General features: G+C 33.7%; 23 protein-coding genes. 18 read left to right on the top strand and 5 right to left on the bottom strand.

Annotation, left to right across the window (positions count from 1 at the left end; genetic code table 11):
* From A9G38_RS05915 to A9G38_RS05930, 4 genes are all read left to right on the top strand, one after another.
* Positions 1–204 (top strand): IS3 family transposase (locus A9G38_RS05915; RefSeq protein ID WP_141671739.1); only part of this gene is annotated, 204 nt, incomplete at its 5' end.
* Positions 205–603: 399 nt separating this feature from the next.
* Positions 604–1,341 carry a carbonic anhydrase gene (locus tag A9G38_RS05920; RefSeq protein ID WP_034914950.1) on the top strand — a complete coding sequence of 246 codons (738 nt, stop codon included), beginning with the start codon at positions 604–606 and terminating at the stop codon, positions 1,339–1,341.
* A 430-nt stretch (positions 1,342–1,771) separates the two neighbouring features.
* Entirely contained in the window at positions 1,772–2,260 is a 489-nt protein-coding gene (locus tag A9G38_RS05925; RefSeq protein WP_034914955.1) for an STY0301 family protein, read from the top strand.
* 160 nt (positions 2,261–2,420) lie between these two features.
* Positions 2,421–2,948, top strand: coding sequence for an STY0301 family protein (locus A9G38_RS05930; protein ID WP_034914959.1), 528 nt, complete (start codon positions 2,421–2,423; stop codon positions 2,946–2,948).
* Positions 2,949–3,066: 118 nt separating this feature from the next.
* Here the strand turns inward: A9G38_RS05930 and A9G38_RS05935 are convergent, their stop codons facing one another.
* Together A9G38_RS05935 and efp are read right to left on the bottom strand one after the other, a co-directional pair.
* The gene (locus A9G38_RS05935) at positions 3,067–3,627 is read right to left on the bottom strand and encodes a hypothetical protein (protein WP_034914962.1); all 561 of its coding nucleotides are present in this window, start codon (positions 3,625–3,627) and stop codon (positions 3,067–3,069) included.
* Between the two features lie 246 nt (positions 3,628–3,873).
* Positions 3,874–4,440: an elongation factor P gene (efp, locus tag A9G38_RS05940; protein ID WP_034914965.1), complete on the bottom strand. Its 567-nt coding sequence runs from the start codon at positions 4,438–4,440 to the stop codon at positions 3,874–3,876.
* A 33-nt stretch (positions 4,441–4,473) separates the two neighbouring features.
* Between efp and epmB the strand changes: the two genes are divergently transcribed.
* The 6 genes from epmB to nudC all read left to right on the top strand — a co-directional run bounded on the left by epmB (position 4,474) and on the right by nudC (position 8,995).
* Positions 4,474–5,502, top strand: coding sequence for an EF-P beta-lysylation protein EpmB (gene epmB, locus A9G38_RS05945; RefSeq protein ID WP_034914970.1), 1,029 nt, complete (start codon positions 4,474–4,476; stop codon positions 5,500–5,502).
* A gap of 210 nt (positions 5,503–5,712) precedes the next feature.
* Positions 5,713–5,853 (top strand): 50S ribosomal protein L34, encoded by a 141-nt coding sequence (rpmH, locus tag A9G38_RS05950; protein WP_025314679.1) that lies wholly within the window; start codon positions 5,713–5,715, stop codon positions 5,851–5,853.
* Between the two features lie 11 nt (positions 5,854–5,864).
* Positions 5,865–6,221, top strand: coding sequence for a ribonuclease P protein component (rnpA, locus tag A9G38_RS05955; RefSeq protein ID WP_080702383.1), 357 nt, complete (start codon positions 5,865–5,867; stop codon positions 6,219–6,221).
* A gap of 47 nt (positions 6,222–6,268) precedes the next feature.
* Positions 6,269–6,511, top strand: a complete 243-nt coding sequence (gene yidD / locus A9G38_RS05960; RefSeq protein ID WP_034914994.1) for a membrane protein insertion efficiency factor YidD — start codon at positions 6,269–6,271, stop codon at positions 6,509–6,511.
* Positions 6,511–8,133 carry a membrane protein insertase YidC gene (yidC, locus tag A9G38_RS05965; RefSeq protein WP_034914977.1) on the top strand — a complete coding sequence of 541 codons (1,623 nt, stop codon included), beginning with the start codon at positions 6,511–6,513 and terminating at the stop codon, positions 8,131–8,133. The genes yidD and yidC overlap by 1 nt, the downstream gene beginning before the upstream one ends.
* Before the next feature lie 58 nt (positions 8,134–8,191).
* Positions 8,192–8,995: an NAD(+) diphosphatase gene (nudC, locus tag A9G38_RS05970; RefSeq protein ID WP_051634336.1), complete on the top strand. Its 804-nt coding sequence runs from the start codon at positions 8,192–8,194 to the stop codon at positions 8,993–8,995.
* Here nudC and A9G38_RS05975 read toward each other — a convergent pair.
* The 3 genes from A9G38_RS05975 to hemB form a co-directional block, all read right to left on the bottom strand.
* A complete protein-coding gene (locus A9G38_RS05975) occupies positions 8,992–9,801 on the bottom strand; it encodes a hypothetical protein (protein WP_034914980.1) in 810 nt (269 codons plus the stop codon). The genes nudC and A9G38_RS05975 overlap by 4 nt on opposite strands.
* 28 nt (positions 9,802–9,829) lie before the next feature.
* Complete coding sequence (locus A9G38_RS05980) at positions 9,830–10,600, bottom strand: hypothetical protein (protein ID WP_034914983.1); 771 nt, start codon at positions 10,598–10,600, stop codon at positions 9,830–9,832.
* 272 nt (positions 10,601–10,872) lie between these two features.
* Positions 10,873–11,886, bottom strand: a complete 1,014-nt coding sequence (hemB, locus tag A9G38_RS05985; RefSeq protein WP_034914985.1) for a porphobilinogen synthase — start codon at positions 11,884–11,886, stop codon at positions 10,873–10,875.
* A gap of 185 nt (positions 11,887–12,071) precedes the next feature.
* Here hemB and rpsU point away from each other — a divergent pair, with 185 nt between their 5' ends.
* From rpsU to A9G38_RS06025, 8 genes are all read left to right on the top strand, one after another.
* Complete coding sequence (gene rpsU / locus A9G38_RS05990; protein ID WP_024495180.1) at positions 12,072–12,287, top strand: 30S ribosomal protein S21; 216 nt, start codon at positions 12,072–12,074, stop codon at positions 12,285–12,287.
* Between the two features lie 143 nt (positions 12,288–12,430).
* Positions 12,431–14,212 carry a DNA primase gene (dnaG, locus tag A9G38_RS05995; protein ID WP_034914126.1) on the top strand — a complete coding sequence of 594 codons (1,782 nt, stop codon included), beginning with the start codon at positions 12,431–12,433 and terminating at the stop codon, positions 14,210–14,212.
* An 80-nt stretch (positions 14,213–14,292) separates the two neighbouring features.
* The gene (gene rpoD, locus A9G38_RS06000; protein ID WP_034914122.1) at positions 14,293–16,134 is read left to right on the top strand and encodes an RNA polymerase sigma factor RpoD; all 1,842 of its coding nucleotides are present in this window, start codon (positions 14,293–14,295) and stop codon (positions 16,132–16,134) included.
* A gap of 73 nt (positions 16,135–16,207) precedes the next feature.
* A complete protein-coding gene (locus tag A9G38_RS06005; RefSeq protein WP_034914119.1) occupies positions 16,208–17,179 on the top strand; it encodes a bile acid:sodium symporter family protein in 972 nt (323 codons plus the stop codon).
* A 70-nt stretch (positions 17,180–17,249) separates the two neighbouring features.
* On the top strand, positions 17,250–18,764 hold the full coding sequence (gene pitA, locus A9G38_RS06010; protein ID WP_034914116.1) for an inorganic phosphate transporter PitA: 1,515 nt from the start codon (positions 17,250–17,252) through the stop codon (positions 18,762–18,764).
* Positions 18,765–18,829: 65 nt separating this feature from the next.
* Positions 18,830–19,270 carry a universal stress protein UspA gene (uspA, locus tag A9G38_RS06015; protein WP_034914111.1) on the top strand — a complete coding sequence of 147 codons (441 nt, stop codon included), beginning with the start codon at positions 18,830–18,832 and terminating at the stop codon, positions 19,268–19,270.
* Between the two features lie 181 nt (positions 19,271–19,451).
* Complete coding sequence (locus A9G38_RS06020; RefSeq protein ID WP_034914106.1) at positions 19,452–20,207, top strand: SDR family oxidoreductase; 756 nt, start codon at positions 19,452–19,454, stop codon at positions 20,205–20,207.
* Between the two features lie 138 nt (positions 20,208–20,345).
* Positions 20,346–20,675: a hypothetical protein gene (locus tag A9G38_RS06025; RefSeq protein ID WP_034914101.1), complete on the top strand. Its 330-nt coding sequence runs from the start codon at positions 20,346–20,348 to the stop codon at positions 20,673–20,675.
* The last annotated feature ends 21 nt before the right edge of the window (positions 20,676–20,696 follow it).

Here is a 20,696-nt window from a genome sequence, read left to right on the forward strand (position 1 = left end):
TATGACAATGCGGTAGCGGAAGCGACATTTAAAACAATTAAAACGGAATTTGTAAAAGGCCAACGTTTCAACTCAACGGCTGAATTACAACGCGCTTTTTCGGCTTATGCTTATTGGTATAATCATAAACGATTACATTCTTCGTTAGGCTACTTGCCTCCCGTTGAATTTAAAAAACACTTACCCCTTAATTTTTTTGTTTGAAAATGTGTTGCCATTCCAGTCCTTAATCCTTAGGGCGCGGAAGGTGGTTATGGTGCTTGTGAGGGGACAATATAGACAAGAATAAAGCCCCCGCGCAAGTTGGGGCGCCGAGCTGGCAAAGCCTGCGAGGCTAGTATTTTAATGACTAAAAGTCAAAAAAGCTTCTGACTGATGATGCCAAAGCAATGATAACTTAATATAATTAAATATTATCATAATAAATATTGAGTAAAATTAGCAACAAATAAAACAGGTTATTTTGTAGCTTACTTTTTTGTTTAAATGTCAAACATTTTTTTTATAAAAATATTAAAAAGTGATGATATACGATTCTAGTAAGGTAATTTTTTGTGGCGTATAATTTGGTTCCACTAATCACTTTCTAGCTGTAAAACCAAGATGAAATTTAATGCAATAATTGTGGCTTTAATGGTTACCAGTCTATCTTGTGCTGCAACAGAACCTGCCCTCCATTGGGGTTATGAAGGCGAAAATAATCCAGAAAATTGGGGACACCTTTCGCCAGAGTTTTCAACCTGCGAAACAGGAAAAAATCAATCACCAATTAACATTGAACATGTTTTTAAAACGCACCACGATAAACTTAAACTGACGTTCAAACTAAGCAAGCAGGAAATCATCAATAACGGTCATACAATTCAAGTTAATGTTAATGATGGTAATACGCTTGAAATTGACAACGAGCTGTTTACGTTACAACAATTCCATTTTCATACGCCAAGCGAAAATAAAATTAAAGGCAAATACTTCCCGATGGAAGCTCATTTTGTTTATAAAAACAAAAATGGCGACTTAACGGTTGTTGCCTTGATGTTTAATAAAGGAAAACCTAATCCTGAATTAGCGAAAGCTTGGCAACAAATGCCAGAAGACGAAGGCAGTACCGCCACATTATCTCAATCAGTCGATATTAAGGCTTTATTGCCAAATAGATTGGATTTTTACCGCTTTAGCGGTTCACTAACAACTCCACCTTGTACTGAAGGCGTTCGATGGATTGTGTTAGAACAAGAAAGCAGTGCATCTGCTGAACAAATCGAAAAATTCCACTCAATCATGCATCACAACAATAATCGTCCAACGCAACCTTTGAATGGGCGAGTGATTGTTGATTAGTGTTTCTAGGCTCTGTTTAGTGTGAATAGAGCCTTGAATTTGTGCATTTATTATCTATCAACAAGTAAGATATATCGCTTATTTTTTAAGTAATTTTCTGCCTTGATAGTCACAACTCATATTCTATAAATACTATTAGTTAGCTTAAATTAGTTCACTTAACTATCGTTGTCTTTCTTAATTGATGAAGGCGATTATATTTAAATTAAGCTAGCAAAGAAAAGTTTTCTAACGATAGGATATTATCTTGTTTGCTAATATAACAATACTAAAAATCCCTAGAATAAACTAAAAATACAACCTAGGTTTGTAATAATACTTAATCAATAATCGATTAGATAATGCAGTTAATTAATGAATTAACTTATTAAAAAAGTTATATTATCTTCCAATAAAAATTACGTTTTATGATTAAAAAGGAATAGTTAACATGAAAGATAAAATTTTTACTATTACAGTAATATTATTAGCTGGGTTTGGCATGTCCTTTTCGGTTAACGCAATTTATGAGATAACTTGCCCCGATTCAGTTCAAGTAAAATCCATTCCGACGGAACTAGAAATATTGCCTGAAGGGTGGCAAATATTCGAACAGAAAAATCAGTTTTTGCAGGTTGATGATGGTGAAGTATATTCTGGTAAACCAGTGAATTTAGGACAGATGATACCTTTTACAATTACTATTAACGGTAAAAAATATAAACATTCATGGCATGTTGATACTAGTTATAATACATCCAATGATACTGGCTACTGGTTTAATTGTTCTTATTCATTTAATCGAGTTCGCCTGATAAAACGTATCGATTCGACCATGAAAACTTGTTGGGTAATAACTTCAAAAGATGCAAAAGGTAAAATGAAAGTAAAACTAAATTGCGATAAAAAAATACATGAAGGTCCACAATCTTTTTATTAAACGTGATGATAAAGTTAGTTTAAGTTTCCACAGTGAGTAAATTAGACAGTAAAAATAACCTTGGCTTGGATAGCTAATAGTCAATGCATTTTTTTTAATAAGATGATGTTAATTAGTCAAAATCATCTTATTTTTATACGATTAATTAGGAATAGAAAACGTGAAAAGTAAAATTTTAAATTTAGCAACAATAGCCATAATAGGGGCAAGTTTTTGTGATTCAGTTAACGCAAATGAAGAGATAGTTTGTCCCGAATCGGTAACAATAAAATATTCTAAACCTGATTTAGAAGTTGTACCTGACGGTTGGGAAGTGTCTGAAGAAGGCTATGATATGAAAAAAATTGATAGTTTAATTTTGCCAGAAGATATTGCTCACAGTACTTCTTTACGTCGACTAAATCAAGTAGAAGTATATTCAGGAAAATCAGCCGATTCCGCAAAACAAATAAAACCTAAGCCAGCGACAATAAATGGGAAAAAATATAAGGCAGTTTGGTTGTTAGATGGTAGTAATGATACCAATAAATTGAGCTTTTGGGCTAGCTGCAATTATAGCTATAATAACAAAGTACAACTGATAAAGCCTATTGATCCCTCGCTGAAAACTTGTTGGGCAATTTACACCCAAGATCAGCAACAAGGAACACTTGCTAAATTAGTGTGTAGCGCTGAAAAGGTAAAATAATTTTAGTTTGGATATTCGGGAATGTGTTCAAATTTACCACAAAATATTGTCCATTAAAGATTAATTAAGATGGTCGGTTGTGCCCCTCCTTACTTTTTTGGGATTAGATCGTTATAGATTACTTTTGTATATGTTGATTTATAAAATGAATGACAGGTCGCCAGACTTCCTGTTCTGGTGCTTGATAATCCCATAAAGGTGTAACCAGATCATCTAATATTTTTAATTTAGTGATAAAATTTTTTGAGTAGGTTTGACGTTCTTCTTCCGAAATGGCTAATAATCTTTCTGAAGAAATATATTTGCGCTTTTGCCGTGGGTTTTCAATAAAATTGGCTAAACTACATAATTCTTTTTCATTTTCACATTCTGAATAGGAAAAGGGATAAGTTTGTTCTATTTGTTCAAAAGCATCTGCAATTTGTGGTAAATTTACCGCTTTCATTGCGAGTACGATATATTTTGCTGTAGCATAATTCCATAAAAGATTACACCAACCATCACTTTGCCAGTGGCTGATGGTATGAATGACAACAAAAGCATAAAAGGCATTTCGATCCAGCTTTGTGCTTAGCTCAGATTCGCAAGGTATATATTCATAAATTTTATCAAAGATTTCTATTACATCCTCAAAATCAGATAGCTTTTTATTCTGAGTTAACATATTAATTGTTATCATTCTATTTCCCTATCTTATTTTATTTGAATTTTAACATATTTGAAAAGTAATGATATTTTATTTAGTTGCTGTCTTAAAACTATACTTTTTATTGGGTATGTAAAAATTGTGTTGATAATTAAATTTGGATAGATTTTAAAAGGTTTTAATCATTGGATTGGCGTAAAACAGTAAGATTAAATTTATGCTGTTTAGATGAGCAAGAGAGGTTAGTGCAACCTCTCTTTTTCTGCGATAAATGTTAATTTATTTTACGCGTGATACGTATTCACCTGAACGGGTATCTACTTTAAGGATCTCGCCAATTTGTACAAATAAAGGCACGCGAACAACTGCACCTGTTGATAATGTTGCTGGTTTACCACCTGTTCCTGCTGTGTCGCCTTTTAAACCTGGATCAGTTTCGATTACTTCAAGTTCAACAAAATTTGGTGGTGTTACTGCAATCGGTTGGCCGTTCCATAAAGTTAAAATACATTCCGCTTGATCAACTAACCATTTTGCATTGTCGCCAACCGCTTTGGCGTCAGCCGAAAGTTGCTCAAATGTATCGTTATTCATAAAATGCCAAAATTCACCATCGGTATAAAGATAAGTTAAATTCATATCAACAACGTCAGCGGCTTCAACTGATTCGCCTGATTTGAATGTTTTGTCGACAGTTTTGCCTGAAAGTAATTTTTTAATTTTTACACGATTAATAGATTGACCTTTACCTGGTTTATAAAACTCATTTTCAACAATGACACACGGTTCGCCGTCTTGCATTATTTTAAGACCAGCTTTAAACTCATTAGTACTATAAGATGCCATAAAAGCTCCAACTAAAATTCTGAATTACAAAAAATGAGTCGTATTATACAGCAAAAAGTTGAACTACCAAATAATAAAGATGAGTGGATTTTTGATCTGGCCAATGTTGTGACAGATATCAACGTTTTATACTCCTGTTTAGGACTAGATCCCAATACCATTTCAATCCGCATGCAACAAGCAAAAAAGGCGTTTCCGCTTCGAGTTCCTAGGGCTTTTATTAATCGAATGGAAAAGGGTAATAGTAATGACCCACTTTTGTTACAGGTGCTTTGTGATGATAGGGAGTTATTAAAAGTTGAAGGGTATAGTCATGACCCATTACAAGAGCAAGATAATGCCATTCCTGGATTATTGCATAAGTATCACAATCGGGCATTATTGATCACTAAGACCGCTTGTGCAATTAACTGCCGTTACTGTTTTAGACGACATTTCCCTTATCATGATAATCAAGGATCTAAAAAGAATCTTGCCATTGCGCTTGAATATATTGCAAATCATCCTGAACTTGATGAAATTATTTTATCAGGAGGTGATCCATTAATGGCAAAAGATCACGAAATGGCTTTTTTGATTAATGCACTTGAAAAAATCCCTCATGTTAAGCGTTTACGGATTCATACGCGTTTGGCTGTTGTTATTCCTTCACGAGTAACGCCTGAACTTTGTCGGTTATTTGTTGAAAGTAGGTTGCAAATTGTAGTAATTACTCACATTAATCATCCAAATGAAATTGATAATGCAGTTGCTGGCGCAATTGGGCTTTTAAAAAAGAGTGATGTGATTGTGCTAAATCAAAGTGTATTACTGAAAAATATTAATGATAATGTCAATGTTTTGGCTCAGTTAAGTAATAAACTTTTTGATATTGGCATTTTGCCTTATTACATTCATTTATTAGATAAAGTACAAGGAGCTGCTCATTTTCTAGTTGATGATAACTCAGCTAAATTAATAATGAAACAGCTTGCTGAGCAAGTATCTGGTTATTTAGTGCCTAAATTAGCGCGCGAAATCGGTGGTGAGAAAAGTAAACAAGTACTTACTTTTTGGAATTAGTTAATTGTTTTTTTAGTTATAACTTATTATTTTATAATCTATTTATTCTATTTTATTTTATCGTATGGTAATTAAGGGTTAATGGGATTTATCTGTAAAAATCTCATTGACGAAAAATAAAATAGGCACTATAATTCCGACCTCTTTAATTAATGCTGTGGAGTTTTTACTCTGCAACCTGTTGATAATTAGATTTGGATATAAATCGTCATGAAACGCACATTTCAACCATCAGTATTAAAACGCAATAGAACTCACGGTTTCCGTGCTCGTATGGCAACTAAAAACGGTCGTCAAGTTCTTGCTCGCCGTCGTGCTAAAGGCCGTGTTCGTTTAACTGTTGCTAGCTGATTTAAAGTTGGGTGATTAAGTTCACTTTTCCTCGGGAGTTGCGGTTGTTAACTCCCTTTGATTTCAATCATGTCTTTCAAGAGTCCATTCGGGCTGGTTCTCCATTTTTAACTTTAGTTGCACGAAAAAATAACTACAATCATATGCGGTTAGGGTTTGCTATAGCTAAAAAACAAGTGAAACGAGCTCATGAGCGTAATCGTATAAGGCGACTGGCTAAAGAGTATTTTCGGCTTCATCAACATCAATTTCCTAATATTGATTTTATTGTAATGGCCAAACAGCCAGTTATCGACTTAGATAATCAGCAACTCGTTGAAACACTGAATAAATTATGCCAACGAATCATAGCCAAATACGAGGCTTGAATAAATTTAAATTGATTATTAAACAGCATATTTATGCATTTAACTATATGATAGTTAATGTTTTTGTGTTTTTTGTTCGTGTTTATCAACGTTTTATTAGTCCTTTATTAGGTCCTAAATGTCGCTTTACACCGACATGTTCACAGTATGCAATAATTGCACTGAGACGCTTTGGATTAATAAAAGGTGGTTGGCTAACCGTTAAACGTGTATTAAAATGTCATCCTTTACATGAAGGAGGAGAAGATTTTGTTCCTCCAAAAATTAAAACCAATAGAGAAAAACACTAATGGGATCTCAACGTAATATTTTAGTCATTGCTTTACTTTTTGTATCTTTTTTTATTTGGAAAGCGTGGGAAGAAGATCACACACCTAAACCCCCGATCGAAAACCAATTAACACAACAAAGTGATGATGGCTCAATAGCTGGTGCAGTAGGTAAAACAATTACTGTAAAATCAGATGTGCTGTCACTCACTATTAATACTTATGGTGGGGATGTTCAGGCTGCACAATTATTGAAATATGAGCAAACGCTTCATTCTGGTACGCCTTTCCAATTATTAACATCTCGTCCAGATTTTGTTTATGTTGCTGAAAGCGGATTAACAGGTAAGGATGGTCCTGATAATGCAACTCAAGGATCAAAACGTCCAGTCTATCAAACTGAAAAGTCAGAATATGTTTTAGCTGATGGGCAAGATGAATTGCGTGTTCCTCTTAATTATCAAGTTAATGGTGTAAGTTATACTAAATACTATATATTACACCGTGGTAGTTATTCTATTGATGTTCAGTATGATATTAATAACCAAAGCAGTGCACCTGTTGATGTTGCCATGTATGGTCAATTAAAACAAACAATTAAATTACCTGATGATATTCCAACCGAAGGTGGTAGTGGATTAGGACAAAGCGCATACCGTGGTACAGTTTACTCTAGTTCTAGTTCTAATTATAGTAAATACAGTTTTGATAATATCAAAGATAAAGCTTTATCGGTTGAGACTCAAACGGGTTGGATTGCGATGTTGCAGCACTATTTTGCTTCCGCATGGGTACCAGTACAGGATAAAAATAATCTATTTTATTCTCGTGCAACGGCTAATAATTCTCAAGCAACAATTGGTTTCAAAAGTGAATCAGCAGTTATTCCTGCGGGGAGTTCACAAATTATTGGAGCAAAATTATGGTTAGGACCAGAAATTCAAAGCCAATTGAAAGAAACAGCCAATCATCTTGATTTAGTTGTTGATTATGGATGGTTATGGTTTTTATCACAACCGTTGTTTTATTTGTTAAAGTTTATTCAGAGTTTTGTTGGTAACTGGGGCTTCTCAATTATTGTTATCACATTTATTGTTCGAGGTATTTTATTCCCATTAACTCGTGCTCAGTATCGTTCAATGGCGAAAATGAAGTTATTACAGCCTCGCATACAAGCTTTAAAAGAGCGTTATGGCGATAATAGGCAAAAAATTAGTGTAGAAACAATGGCGCTTTACAAGCAAGAAAAAGTGAATCCATTAGGTGGTTGTTTGCCATTAATTATCCAAATGCCGATTTTTTTATCATTGTTCTATATGTTAAGTAGTACAGTTGAACTACGACATGCGCCATTTGCACTTTGGATTTATGATTTATCAGCGCAAGATCCTTACTATATTTTACCTTTATTAATGGGTGTCAGTATGTTTTTAATTCAAAAAATGTCACCAACACCTGTTACCGATCCACTACAACAAAAATTAATGACTTATATGCCATTAATCTTTACGTTGTTTTTCTTATGGTTCCCATCAGGTCTAGTTTTATATTATATTATTAGTAACTTATTCACGATTGCTCAGCAACGCATTATCTATTGGGAGCTTGAGAAAAAGGGACTTCACGAGAAGAAAAAGAAATAGTATTGATTAAAAGGAGGAATAATCCTCCTTTTTTGTTTTTATTTTTGGTGTTAATAATATGAATATACAGCAACAATTTAATTTAATAGGTAATGAAAAAGGTTATTGGTTTGTAAGTGCTAATGGACGATTATGGCTACCTAATGGTGAAGTTCCTGTTGGGCGTGCTGATGAATTTGGTTTTATCAATAAACTAGCTCAACCAATAGGTGAATGGAATGGGCAAACAGCTTGGCTGATTTGTGATGAAATGAAAAATGCGATGAGTTCAGTTCGTTCGTTACTTGATAGAACAGATCAATCATTATTTAATTTAGCTGGTCGAGCAGTGCAACTTTCTGAGTTTTATCGTTCCCACAAATATTGTGGATATTGTGGGCATGAGATGTATATCAGTAGCACGGAATGGTGTTGTCTATGCGATCACTGCAAAGAGCGTTATTATCCACAAATTTCACCATCTATTATTGTGGCTATTCGTCATAATAATAAAATTTTATTAGCAAAGCATGTTAGGCATAATCAGGATAACTTATATACCGTTTTAGCTGGTTTTACTGAAATCGGTGAAACAATGGAAACAGCTGTTGAACGAGAAGTATTTGAAGAATCAAAAATAAAAATTAAAAATATTTGTTATGTTGGATCTCAACCTTGGCCATTTCCAAATTCATTAATGATGGCTTATTTAGCTGATTATGATAGCGGTGAAATAGTGATAGATAAAAACGAACTCATTGAAGCAAATTGGTACCATTATACAGAGTTACCTAAAATTCCTGAGTATGGCACCATTGCTAGACGCTTAATTGAGGATACAATTATACTTTGCCGCGAATATGATGAATATGGCAATGACTAATTATATTGAATTGTTCTTGTTAGATTAACTGTTTTTGATTCGTCACCTGTTGTAATACACACAGCTTTAGTCCAATCACTGTTTGGATTATAATCTGAATAAGTACAAGTTTCTATTAGTTCTACCTCTTGTTCGTTTTTATCATTAATGATGATGTCTCCATTTGATGATAATTTAAAGGTTTTGATAATAGTTTTTTCTAATTGATTATTTGCGTTATATACAAATTCTTTTTCTTGAGCCAACACAGGGAATTTTGTTTTTTCATCTACAGGAATATAGGCATTATATAACACGAGTTCTACACGATTGTTGTCATAAATAATTTTGCTGTTAAAAATGATATTATTTTCTGCAAAATGCGATAAAGTTGTTTCAACTAAACGATCTTGTTCATCGAACTCTGAACTTGCGACGATATCATTTTCATTGTTTTTCATACCTAGTATATTTTGTGAAGAATCAAAGGTAATATCGTAAACGTTTCTGGTATCGCCTATGCCGTAGCTATATTTAGCTGTGTCGTAGTTAATTTCGCCATGTAGCCCTTCTAAATCATAATTAGCTACAAAGCCTTTGTCATTGTAGTTAATTATCTTAGTTGATGAGCCTTGAATATGCTGTTGTTTAATCATTTTACTAAATGGTAATAGCTCTGGCTCAGTATGGAAAAGGTAGCTATTAATAACTGCTGTTGGTAGTTGTGGTAAGTTTTTTTTGTCAGATGTTTTTTTATCATCGCAACCGTTAATTAGTAATGTACTGCTAATTATGCACGTATATAAAAATAAATTATTTTTTCTCATAGTTCTATTTTCCTTTTATCCTGTTTTCTTATTTATTTTTGCACCATACTGCAAGTGCTTCACATTGCCAATCTTTCATCATATAGTACCAAGCAGAGCGCCATTTACGTACTGTATCATTGTGTAAATTTAAAGCTTTTCCTATTTGTGAGTTATTAGCCCCAGAAACAAGTAACTCAATGAATTGTAGCCATAATTCAGGTTTTGGTATACGGTTTAAACTAGTGTTGCTTAAAAGACTAAAGCTATGTCGACACCGTTTGCAGCGATAGCAAGTGCGAGAACCAATTTTGGCGGTTTCGTTAGATCCACAGTGTTTACAAGTTGGATTTTGTTCATTCAATAAGGCAGTTACTTTAGCTTTAATGGTATTGTATTGTTCCGCTAAAGATGGCATTAGTTTTGTTTGTTTTTGATGTGTATACCAGTTATGTAATGATGGGTAATAGCTTTGAAGATAGTTAATAATAGCTCGATCCCGTCGTATAACTTTTTCGAGCGATGTTTCGAGTCTGTCCGCAATTTCTTTATAGCCCATTTTATTTATTCGGTTGGTAAAAATAAACTCTAACCAATTATAGGGCATTAAACGATAGAAAGGAGTATTGGTTGAAACGGTAAAATATTTATGACAGTCTTTACAACGATATGTTTTATTAGGTTTTGAACGAATTATATAGAATTCAGTTTTTTTACAGAAGGGACAAGATTGCACATGTTGCGATGTTATTTTTTCTAGGTCATGATGAAAAGCTTTAAATTCATCATGTAATTCGTTTGGTACGAGTTCATAAATCATTTTTTATTCCCTTATCGCTTATCCTCGTAAATATTATCAGATTTTTACATAAACATATAGCTTTCCTGAAACTTTTTTACATTTTCTAGTAAAGTACAATAATTGTCCAAGTATGAATATGATAATTAATGTTTATCTATAAATTTCTTATACTGGTGAATTAAAAAGATGTGAAAAATTGCTATTAAATAATATGATTTGATGAATATGAGAATCTAGATAGGTAATTAAATGCTCCTTCCAATTTGAAAAGAGCAGTATTTCAAAAAATATTATTTTTGTTGATGCAACCATTCGGCTACTTGTTTGGCAAAATAGGTTAATACGCCATCGGCACCAGCACGTTTAAAGCAAAGTAAAGATTCCATAATTGCTGATTTTTCATCTAACCAACCGTTTTGAATTGCCGCTGTTAACATAGCATATTCGCCAGAAACTTGATAAGCAAAAGTTGGGACAGCAAAGGTGTCTTTAACTCTTCGAACGATATCAAGATAAGGCATACCAGGTTTAACCATGACCATATCTGCACCTTCACTTAAATCTTGATAGATTTCTTGTAATGCTTCGTTACTATTAGCTGGATCGAGTTGATAAGTTTTTTTATTGCCACCTTTAATATTTTTCGCAGAACCGACAGCATCACGAAAAGGACCATAAAAACTTGATGCGTACTTTGCAGAATAAGCTATAATTTGTGTGTTAAAAAAACCGTGCTTTTCGAGTTCGTTACGTATTGCTCCAATGCGTCCATCCATCATGTCACTTGGTGCAATAATATCTACACCTGCTTGAGCTTGCATTAATGCTTGTTTAACAAGCGTTTCAACAGAGATATCATTTTGTACATACCCTTGTTCATCAATAATGCCATCTTGTCCATGCGTGGTATATGGATCAAGTGCGACATCAGTTAGTACACCGAGCTCTGGAATTTCTTTTTTTAATGCTTGAACAGCTTTTGGTACTAATCCATTTTCGTTATATGCTTCTTGTGCTAATGAAGATTTTTTTGATGGTTCAATAGCGGGAAATAGTGAAAGAACAGGAATTCCTAGTTTAGCTACTTGTTCCGCTTCTTTTAACAATACGTCAATACTCATTCGATTAACGTTTGGCATCGAGGTAATTGATTCAGTAATATTATTTCCTTCAACAATAAAAACCGGATAAATTAGATCGTTGGCCGTCAAACTATGTTCTGCAACCATACGACGACTAAAGTCATGGGCACGATTACGGCGTAGGCGGCGCTTTGGATATTGACCAGTAATTAATGATGGCATGAAATACTCCTGTTTATTCTCAATTAGGTTTGATTTATTATCTGACTCTATATGCTTATTAGCAAATTAATTTGTTATCTTGTAATAATTCTATTTTTTACTTTACAACATATATCGATTGAGGGTAAAATTGCGCACTAATTTTAATCCCTTGTGATATTAAACAAATTTGAGGTGAGAGGCACATGCCAGTAATTAAAGTACGTGAAAATGAACCTTTCGATGTAGCGTTACGTCGTTTCAAACGTTCTTGTGAAAAAGCAGGAATTTTAGCTGAAGTTCGTAATCGTGAATTTTACGAAAAACCAACAACTATTCGTAAACGAGCTAAAGCAGCAGCTGTTAAGCGTCATGCTAAAAAATTAGAAAGAGAAAACGCTCGTCGTACTCGCTTATATTAATATTTTAAGATTATTTATACTGAAAATTAAAATTGATATTAAAAATCAATTTATTATCTTTTTGATATAAAGAATTCTAACAAGCCGTATTTTGATACGGCTTGTTGTCTTTTTATAACACCATAATTGGTTAAAGTTTTATCATGAAAGGTCTTATTCCTCGCGATTTTATCTTGGATCTAACTGCTCGAACTAACATTCTTGATGTGATTGGTAAACGGGTTAAAATGAAAAAAAAGGGGAATAATTATTTTGGTTGTTGCCCTTTTCATGATGAAAAAACAGCTTCTTTTTCTCTTAATGAGAAAAAACAGATCTTTTATTGTTTTGGATGTGGAGCGTCAGGATCTGTTGTTAATTTTTTAATGCAATATGAGCGGTTATCTTTTCCTGAGGCTATTGAAGAGTTAGCTAGCTTGCAAGGGATTCGTGTCCCTTATATTGATAACGATAAAAATCAAATTGATCAATCAAAGCACATTGAATCTAGAAATGTACGTCGAGATCTATATACTTTGATGGGCAAAATCACCGATTTTTATCAGCAACAATTAGCATTATCTACATCTACTGATGCTCAAAAATATCTTGAGCAACGGGGACTCAATGCAGAAATTATAGCACGGTATAGAATTGGTTTTGCGCCTAATGAGTGGCGTTTAACTTCACAAAGTGTGGTTAAAACAAAAGCTGAAGAAGCACTTTATGAACAAGCCGGCATGCAAGTCAGCCACGATAGGGGTAATCAATATGACCGTTTTCGTGGAAGAATCATGTTTCCTATTCGTGATAGACAAGGCAATGTTATCGCGTTTGGTGGACGAACTATCATTAATGATTCTGCAAAATATATTAATTCACCAGAAACCCCTATTTTTCATAAAGGCTTTCAACTTTATGGACTTTATGAAACGCTAGAAGTCAATCGTAATCCTCAGCAATTGATGGTGGTTGAAGGCTATATGGATGTGGTTTCGCTTGCTCAATATGGCATTGATTATGCTGTTGCTGCTTTAGGTACGGCTACATCAGAGGAGCATATTAAATTATTATTTAGAGCAACCGATTCGGTAATATTTTGTTATGACGGCGATAATGCTGGGCGAAGCGCTGCTTGGCGGGCACTTAATGTTTTATTACCTTGCTTAATCGATGGTAAGAAAATTACTTTTGCTTTTTTACCTCAAGATGAAGATCCTGATAGTTTTGTGCGTAAAGTCGGTAAGGATAATTTTGAAAAATATTTAAATGAATCTTCAAATTTATCGAAATTTTTATTTGATGAACTTTTGAAACAGGTTGATTTAAAAACGGCTGAAGGAAAAGCGAAATTGAGCTCGCTAGCTTTACCGCTACTTGATCAAATTAAGGCGAAAGCCTTTAGATTAAATTTATTGCAGAAGCTCGGTAATTATTTAGGTTTACTTGATGTATCTCAATTAGAACAATTAATTCAAGAAAATCGTTCCCAACGTGATGAAAAGGCAAATGAAAAAGCACCTACATCACAAATGAAATTAACAACGATGCGAGTTTTAATTGGTTTATTACTTCAATATCCTAATCTTGCTGAGCAAGTTTCTGATATAAATGTGATTCGCCAGGTTAAAATGGCTGGGATCGAGATTTTTGTTGAATTACTTGAACTATGTCAACGTTATCCCAATATAACTACTGCACAAATATTAATAGAGTGTATGGATAGACCGTTTTATAAGCAGTTGAATCGTTTATCCACATGGGAGTGTCATTATCAAGATGGTGAAATAGGCTCAATTTTTTCACATACTTTAAAAGAGTTATATGATAATATACTCGCCCAGAGGCAAGATGAACTAATCGCAAAAGAGAGAGTCTCCGGTTTAAGCATCGCAGAGAAAAAAGAATTGGCGACTTTAATACTTGTTTTATCAAAAAAAGACTAAATATATAGAGTACGTGTAGATTCCAGATATTGTTCTACATGCATAATATAAATGACCAAATAACTAAAATGGATACCTTTATGGAGCAAAATTCTCAATCACAGTTAAAACTCCTAATCATTCGAGGTAAGGAGCTAGGATACCTGACCTATGCTGATGTCAACGATCACTTGCCTGAAGAGATTATTGATTCAGATCAGATTGAAGATATTATCCAAATGATTAATGATATGGGGATTCAAGTTCTTGAAGAAGCCCCAGATTCTGATGAGTTATTACTTTCAGATAATGTCCCTGATGAAGAGGCCGTTGAAGCTGCAACAGCATTAGTATTATCTAATGTTGAGTCAGAAATTGGTAGAACAACCGATCCTGTTCGTATGTATATGCGTGAAATGGGAGCGGTTGAACTGTTAACGCGTGAAGGCGAAATCGATATTGCTAAGCGTATTGAAGATGGTATTAATCAAGTTCAAACTTCGGTATCCGAATATCCAGAAGCTATAACTTATCTTTTAGAGCAATATAATTTAATCGAAAGTGGACAAGTTCGTTTATCTGATTTGATTACAGGTTTTGTTGATCCAAATGCTGAAGAAGTTGTTGAAGAGTTACCTGAAGATTTAGACGTTAGTGAAACCGAAATTGAAATCGATGATAGCGATGATGATAGTGAGGATGATGAAAACGAGGCATCAACTGATGATGATGTTTCTATCGATCCCGAAGTTGCTAAAGCTAAATTTGCCGAATTAAAAGAGCAACATGATAAAACGTCTGATGCTATTAAAAAATATGGTCGTGCTCATAAAAAAGCACAAAAAGAGATCGAAAATCTATCAGAAATATTTAAACAATTCCGTTTAGTTGCTAAACAGTTTGATATTCTTGTTAATAACATGAGAAGCATGATGGAGCGTGTTAGAACTCATGAACGTGTTATTATGAGGATTTGTGTTGAAAAATGCAAAATGCCGAAAAAACTATTTATGACTTATTTTACTGGTAATGAAAATAGCATGGATTGGTTTAAGAAAGCTTTATCATCGAAAGGTGCTTTTGCGGCTAATTTAAAAGATTTTGAAACTCAAATTGCTGCTCAAGTTGATTCGTTACAACAAATTGAAACTGAAACAAGTCTTTCTATTGAGCAAATTAAAGATATTAATCGACGTATGTCTATTGGCGAAGCTAAAGCGCGTCGAGCTAAGAAAGAAATGGTAGAAGCTAACTTACGACTAGTTATTTCTATTGCGAAAAAATACACCAACCGAGGATTACAATTCTTAGATCTTATCCAAGAAGGTAATATTGGCTTGATGAAAGCAGTTGATAAATTTGAATATCGTCGTGGTTATAAATTCTCAACCTATGCAACTTGGTGGATAAGACAAGCGATTACTCGTTCTATAGCTGACCAAGCAAGGACAATTCGTATTCCGGTACATATGATTGAAACAATTAATAAGTTAAATCGTATTTCACGTCAAATGTTACAGGAAATCGGTCGTGAACCAACACCTGAAGAGTTATCTGAACGCATGCAAATGCCTGAAGATAAAATTCGTAAAGTGCTTAAAATTGCTAAAGAGCCAATTTCGATGGAAACACCAGTTGGTGATGACGAAGATTCGCATTTAGGTGATTTTATTGAAGATACAGCTCTTGAGCAACCGCTAGATGCGGCGACTTCTGAGAGTTTACGTAGCGCAACTCGCGATATTTTATCAGGATTAACGCCTAGAGAAGCGAAAGTGTTACGTATGCGATTTGGTATTGATATGAATACAGATCATACGCTAGAAGAAGTTGGTAAGCAATTTGATGTAACTCGTGAACGTATTCGTCAAATTGAGGCTAAGGCGCTGAGAAAATTACGTCATCCAAGTCGATCTGATGTGCTTCGTAGTTTCTTAGAATAAATTTTATCTTTCTTGTATATCGCCACTTTTGTGGCGATTTTTTTATTCTTGTTAATCAAAGATATTAAAAATCATGAATATATTTCAACGTGTTAAGATTGATTCATTCTTATTGATTCTAATTTGTGTTGTGATTACAGCTAGCTTTTTTCCTTGTGAAGGACAGGCTAAAACGGTTTTTGAATACCTTACAACTTTTGCTATTGGCTTGCTATTTTTTATGCATGGTGCAAAACTTTCTTTTCAAGCGATTGTCTCTGGTATTAAAAATTGGCGATTACATTTGTTAATATTTACAACTACATTTGTAATATTCCCAGTTTTAGGCATGATGATGCAGTTACTAGTGCCCACTTTTTTATCGCACGATATTTATTTAGGTTTTGTTTATCTTTGTGTTTTACCAGCAACAGTGCAGTCTGCAATAGCATTTACTTCAATAGCTAAAGGTAATGTGGCAGCAGCTATTTGCAGTGCCTCAGCATCAACGTTATTGGGGGTGTTTATTACCCCGCTTTTAGTTGGATTGTTAATACATACTCAAACCTCGGCATCAATGAACATAATTGATGCCATTACCTCTATTATGCTGAAACTGATGTTGCCTTTTGTTGTCGGGCATTTATCTAGACGTTTTATTGGTCAATGGGTAGATAAGTATAAAAATATTATTTCTAAAACAGATCGTTTGTCGATTTTATTAGTGGTTTATGTCGCGTTTAGTGATGCAGTTGTTAATGGTATATGGTCGCAAGTCGGTTTTTTATCTTTGTTAAATATTATATTTTTCTCAATTATTTTGTTAGTTATAGTTTTATTTATTACCACTTATAGTGCAAGATTTTTTGGTTTTAGCAAACAAGATGAAATCACAATTGTATTTTGTGGTTCAAAAAAGAGCCTAGCAAGTGGTATTCCAATGGCAAGTGTTATCTTCCCCATGTCGATGATGGGTATTTTGATCCTACCTTTAATGATCTTTCATCAAATCCAATTAATGATTTGTGCTTTTTTGGCTGCACGTTATGCTAAACGAAAAATGTAAAAAATTGTTTTGCTCATTAGCTTATTCTCAAGGATAATAGTGGCGCTAATTAACAACAGAAAGATATATTATGTTTCATCTATTTGCTGATTTAGAATTTTCAACCATTATATTATTAGTCTTAGCTTTACTTTTTGTACTCTTTTATGAGGCTATTAATGGATTTCATGATACTGCTAATGCTGTTGCCACTGTTATTTATACAAGGGCATTGAAAGAACAACTTGCCGTTTTTATGGCCGGAGTATTTAATTTCTTTGGCGTACTACTTGGTGGGCTTAGTGTGGCTTATGCCATTGTGCATTTGTTACCAACTGATTTATTACTTAATGTAAGCTCTACTCATGGGCTTGCTATGGTATTTTCTATTTTATTTGCAGCAATCATTTGGAATTTAGGTACTTGGTTTGTTGGTATTCCTGCATCAAGTTCACATACTTTAATTGGTTCTATTATTGGCGTAGCACTTGCAAATGCATTGGTTATGGATACATCAATTATTGATGCGCTTAATATTCCTAAGATGATTCAAATCTTTTTATCCTTGATTGTTTCACCAATAGTTGGTCTTGTTATTGCTGGATTAATGATTTTTTGTCTGCGTAAGTATTGGACACGTAAAGGGCAAAGTAAAAAGAGTAGTAAAAAAAGAGAACGCATCTTTATGACTCCAGAGCAGCGAGAAAAACTTTATGGTAAGAAAAAGCCACCTTTTTGGATCCGAATAATGCTTATTATTTCTGCTGCAGGTGTGAGTTTTTCTCATGGTGCTAATGATGGACAAAAAGGTATTGGTTTATTAATGTTAGTATTGATGGGTATCGCTCCTGCTGGCTTTATTGTTAATATGAATGCGTCCACCTATGATATTACTAACACTCGTAATGCTATTGATAATATTCGAGAGTACTTTGTTACTCACAATGATGATCTAACTACGATAATAGGTAAACAACCTGCATTAGATACAAGTATTCCAGAAGGCGATTTGAATAAGTATCATTGTGACTATTCACATTCATTTATCACACTGGGTATTGCTCATAATTTATTTAATAAAATCAATAATTATGAATCACTCACAGTTGAACAACGTTCACAAGCTAGACGCATATTATTATGTTTATCGGATACTGTTTCGCATGTTGCTAAACAAGCTAATGTAACAGCAGAGGAAAAACAATATCTGAAATCTTTGAATAACGATTTACTTAAAACTGTTGAATATGCGCCGATTTGGATCATTATTTCGGTAGCTTCAGCACTAGCAATTGGAACAATGATAGGATGGCGTCGTGTAGCTATTACTATTGGTGAAAAAATTGGTAAAAAAGGGATGACTTACGCACAGGGCGTGTCTGCACAAATCACTACGGCTTTATCAATTGGGATTGCAAGTTATACTGGTATGCCTGTTTCAACAACTCAAGTTCTTTCTTCATCTGTGGCAGGTACAATGATTGTTGATGGTGGTGGCGTTCAAAGTAAGACCATTAAAAATATTGCATTAACTTGGATTTTAACACTTCCAATTTCAATTTTGTTATCTGGGTCACTTTTTTGGCTTGCTCAAAAATTGATTTAGTAGTAAAAAGAGAGTATCAATTTTGTAGTTTTATCTGACCGTTAAATTGGAAGGAGTAATGTATCATGGCTTATAAACACATATTAGTTGCAGTAGATTTATCACCTGAAAGTGAAGTTCTTGTCGAAAAAGCAGTTTCTATGGCTAGGCCATATAATGCTCAAATATCTTTGATTCATGTTGGTATTAATTATTCTGATCTTTATACTGGTTTAGTTGATATTAATATGAATGATATGAAAGACCGAATTACTGAAGATGCGCATATTGCATTAAATAAACTAGCCAATGATGCGGGATATCCTATAGCCCATACTCTTTCTGGGAATGGTGAATTTGACCAAGTATTAATCGAAGCAATTCATGAATATGGCGCTGATCTTGTCGTGTGTGGTCATCATCAGGACTTTTGGAGTAAGTTAATGTCTTCTGCTCGTCAACTTATCAATAATACACATATTGATACATTAATTGTTCCGCTAAAAGATGAAGAACCAGCTAAATGAAGTATTAAATATCAACCCGCTTAATTAGCGGGTTTTTTTATAGATATTAGATAGTTTTTTGTAAAAAACTTTCAGGTAACTATGTGTTTCAGTATATTTTTATTTACTACTTTTTGTTTGTGCATATAGTCGTTTATCGAAATATACTCCAATTTTAACTTAGTTTATAAGGGGATTTAATATGAATATAGCTTTGGTTACTGGTGCATCCTCTGGATTTGGGCAAGCTATCTGCCGTAAGCTTATAGCAGATGGTTATAAAGTTGTAGGCGTAGCTAGACGTGCAGATAAACTACAAAACCTTGCAGATGAATTAGGTGCTAATTTCTTTTCATTACCATTAGATATAACTAACAAAGATGCAGTAAATACTATTTTATTGCAACTACCAAATGAATTTAAGCCCATAGATATTTTAATAAATAATGCAGGTCTAGCATTAGGTTTAGAACCTGCTTATGAAGCAGATTATAACGATTGGGAAACAATGATTGAAACTAACATTATTGGGCTAGTAAATCTAACTCGACAAATTTTACCAGAAATGGTTGAGCGCAATTTTGGTTATATTATTAATCTTGGATCTGTGGCTGGTACTTATGCTTATAAAGGCGGAAATGTTTATGGTGCATCTAAAGCTTTTGTTAAACAATTTAGTGCTAATCTGCGTACCGATTTATTAGGGAAAAAGGTTAGAGTTACTAATATCGAACCGGGATTATGTGGTGGTACAGAGTTTTCAAATGTTCGCTTTCATGGCGATAACCAGAAGGCCGAACAGGTTTATCAAGGTGTTGAATTTATTACTCCCGAAGATATAGCTAATACTGTCTCTTGGTTAATTAATACACCAAATCATTTTAATGTCAACTCAATTGAAATAATGCCTGTTGCACAAGCATCGGCAGGATTGTCTGTTTGTAAAGAGGCCAAATAAGATAACTTTTTTATTAATTTTTTTCTGTTGATTTTTAGTAGAAATTAAAAAAATTTGTTTGGCAAACAAAATAGACTTGCACTTATGCTAATGGGTTGTTATTCTTTCTTCTTGTGATTTTGATTGAGGTTTATGGCAATGACATTTTCTGAAGTAACGAAAACATTTGCGACAAGTTTGCCTGGTACTGATAGTTATGTAAAGCTAAGAAAGGCAATGAGAGCACTAATTCAAGAAGATCCAAAAAATGCATCGGTTTATTTTCTGATTTTTGGATTTGCTCGTACATATGTTATGTTATATGAAGATCAAGAAGTATCGCCGCAATTTGCCGAAGATAATCAAAAGCTAATGTTATCGTATCTTAATATTTTAGATGAAGCATTAAAAAAACAAGATGAAAAGTGCATATATCAAGCATTGAATAAAGTTGTTAATGAATACGAAAATAGCAAAAAGGTTTTTTAAAATTACAGCCTGACATGAAAA

The organism is Gilliamella sp. Imp1-1, assembly GCF_001690415.1.
Classification (GTDB): Bacteria; Pseudomonadota; Gammaproteobacteria; order Enterobacterales; family Orbaceae; genus Gilliamella; species Gilliamella bombi.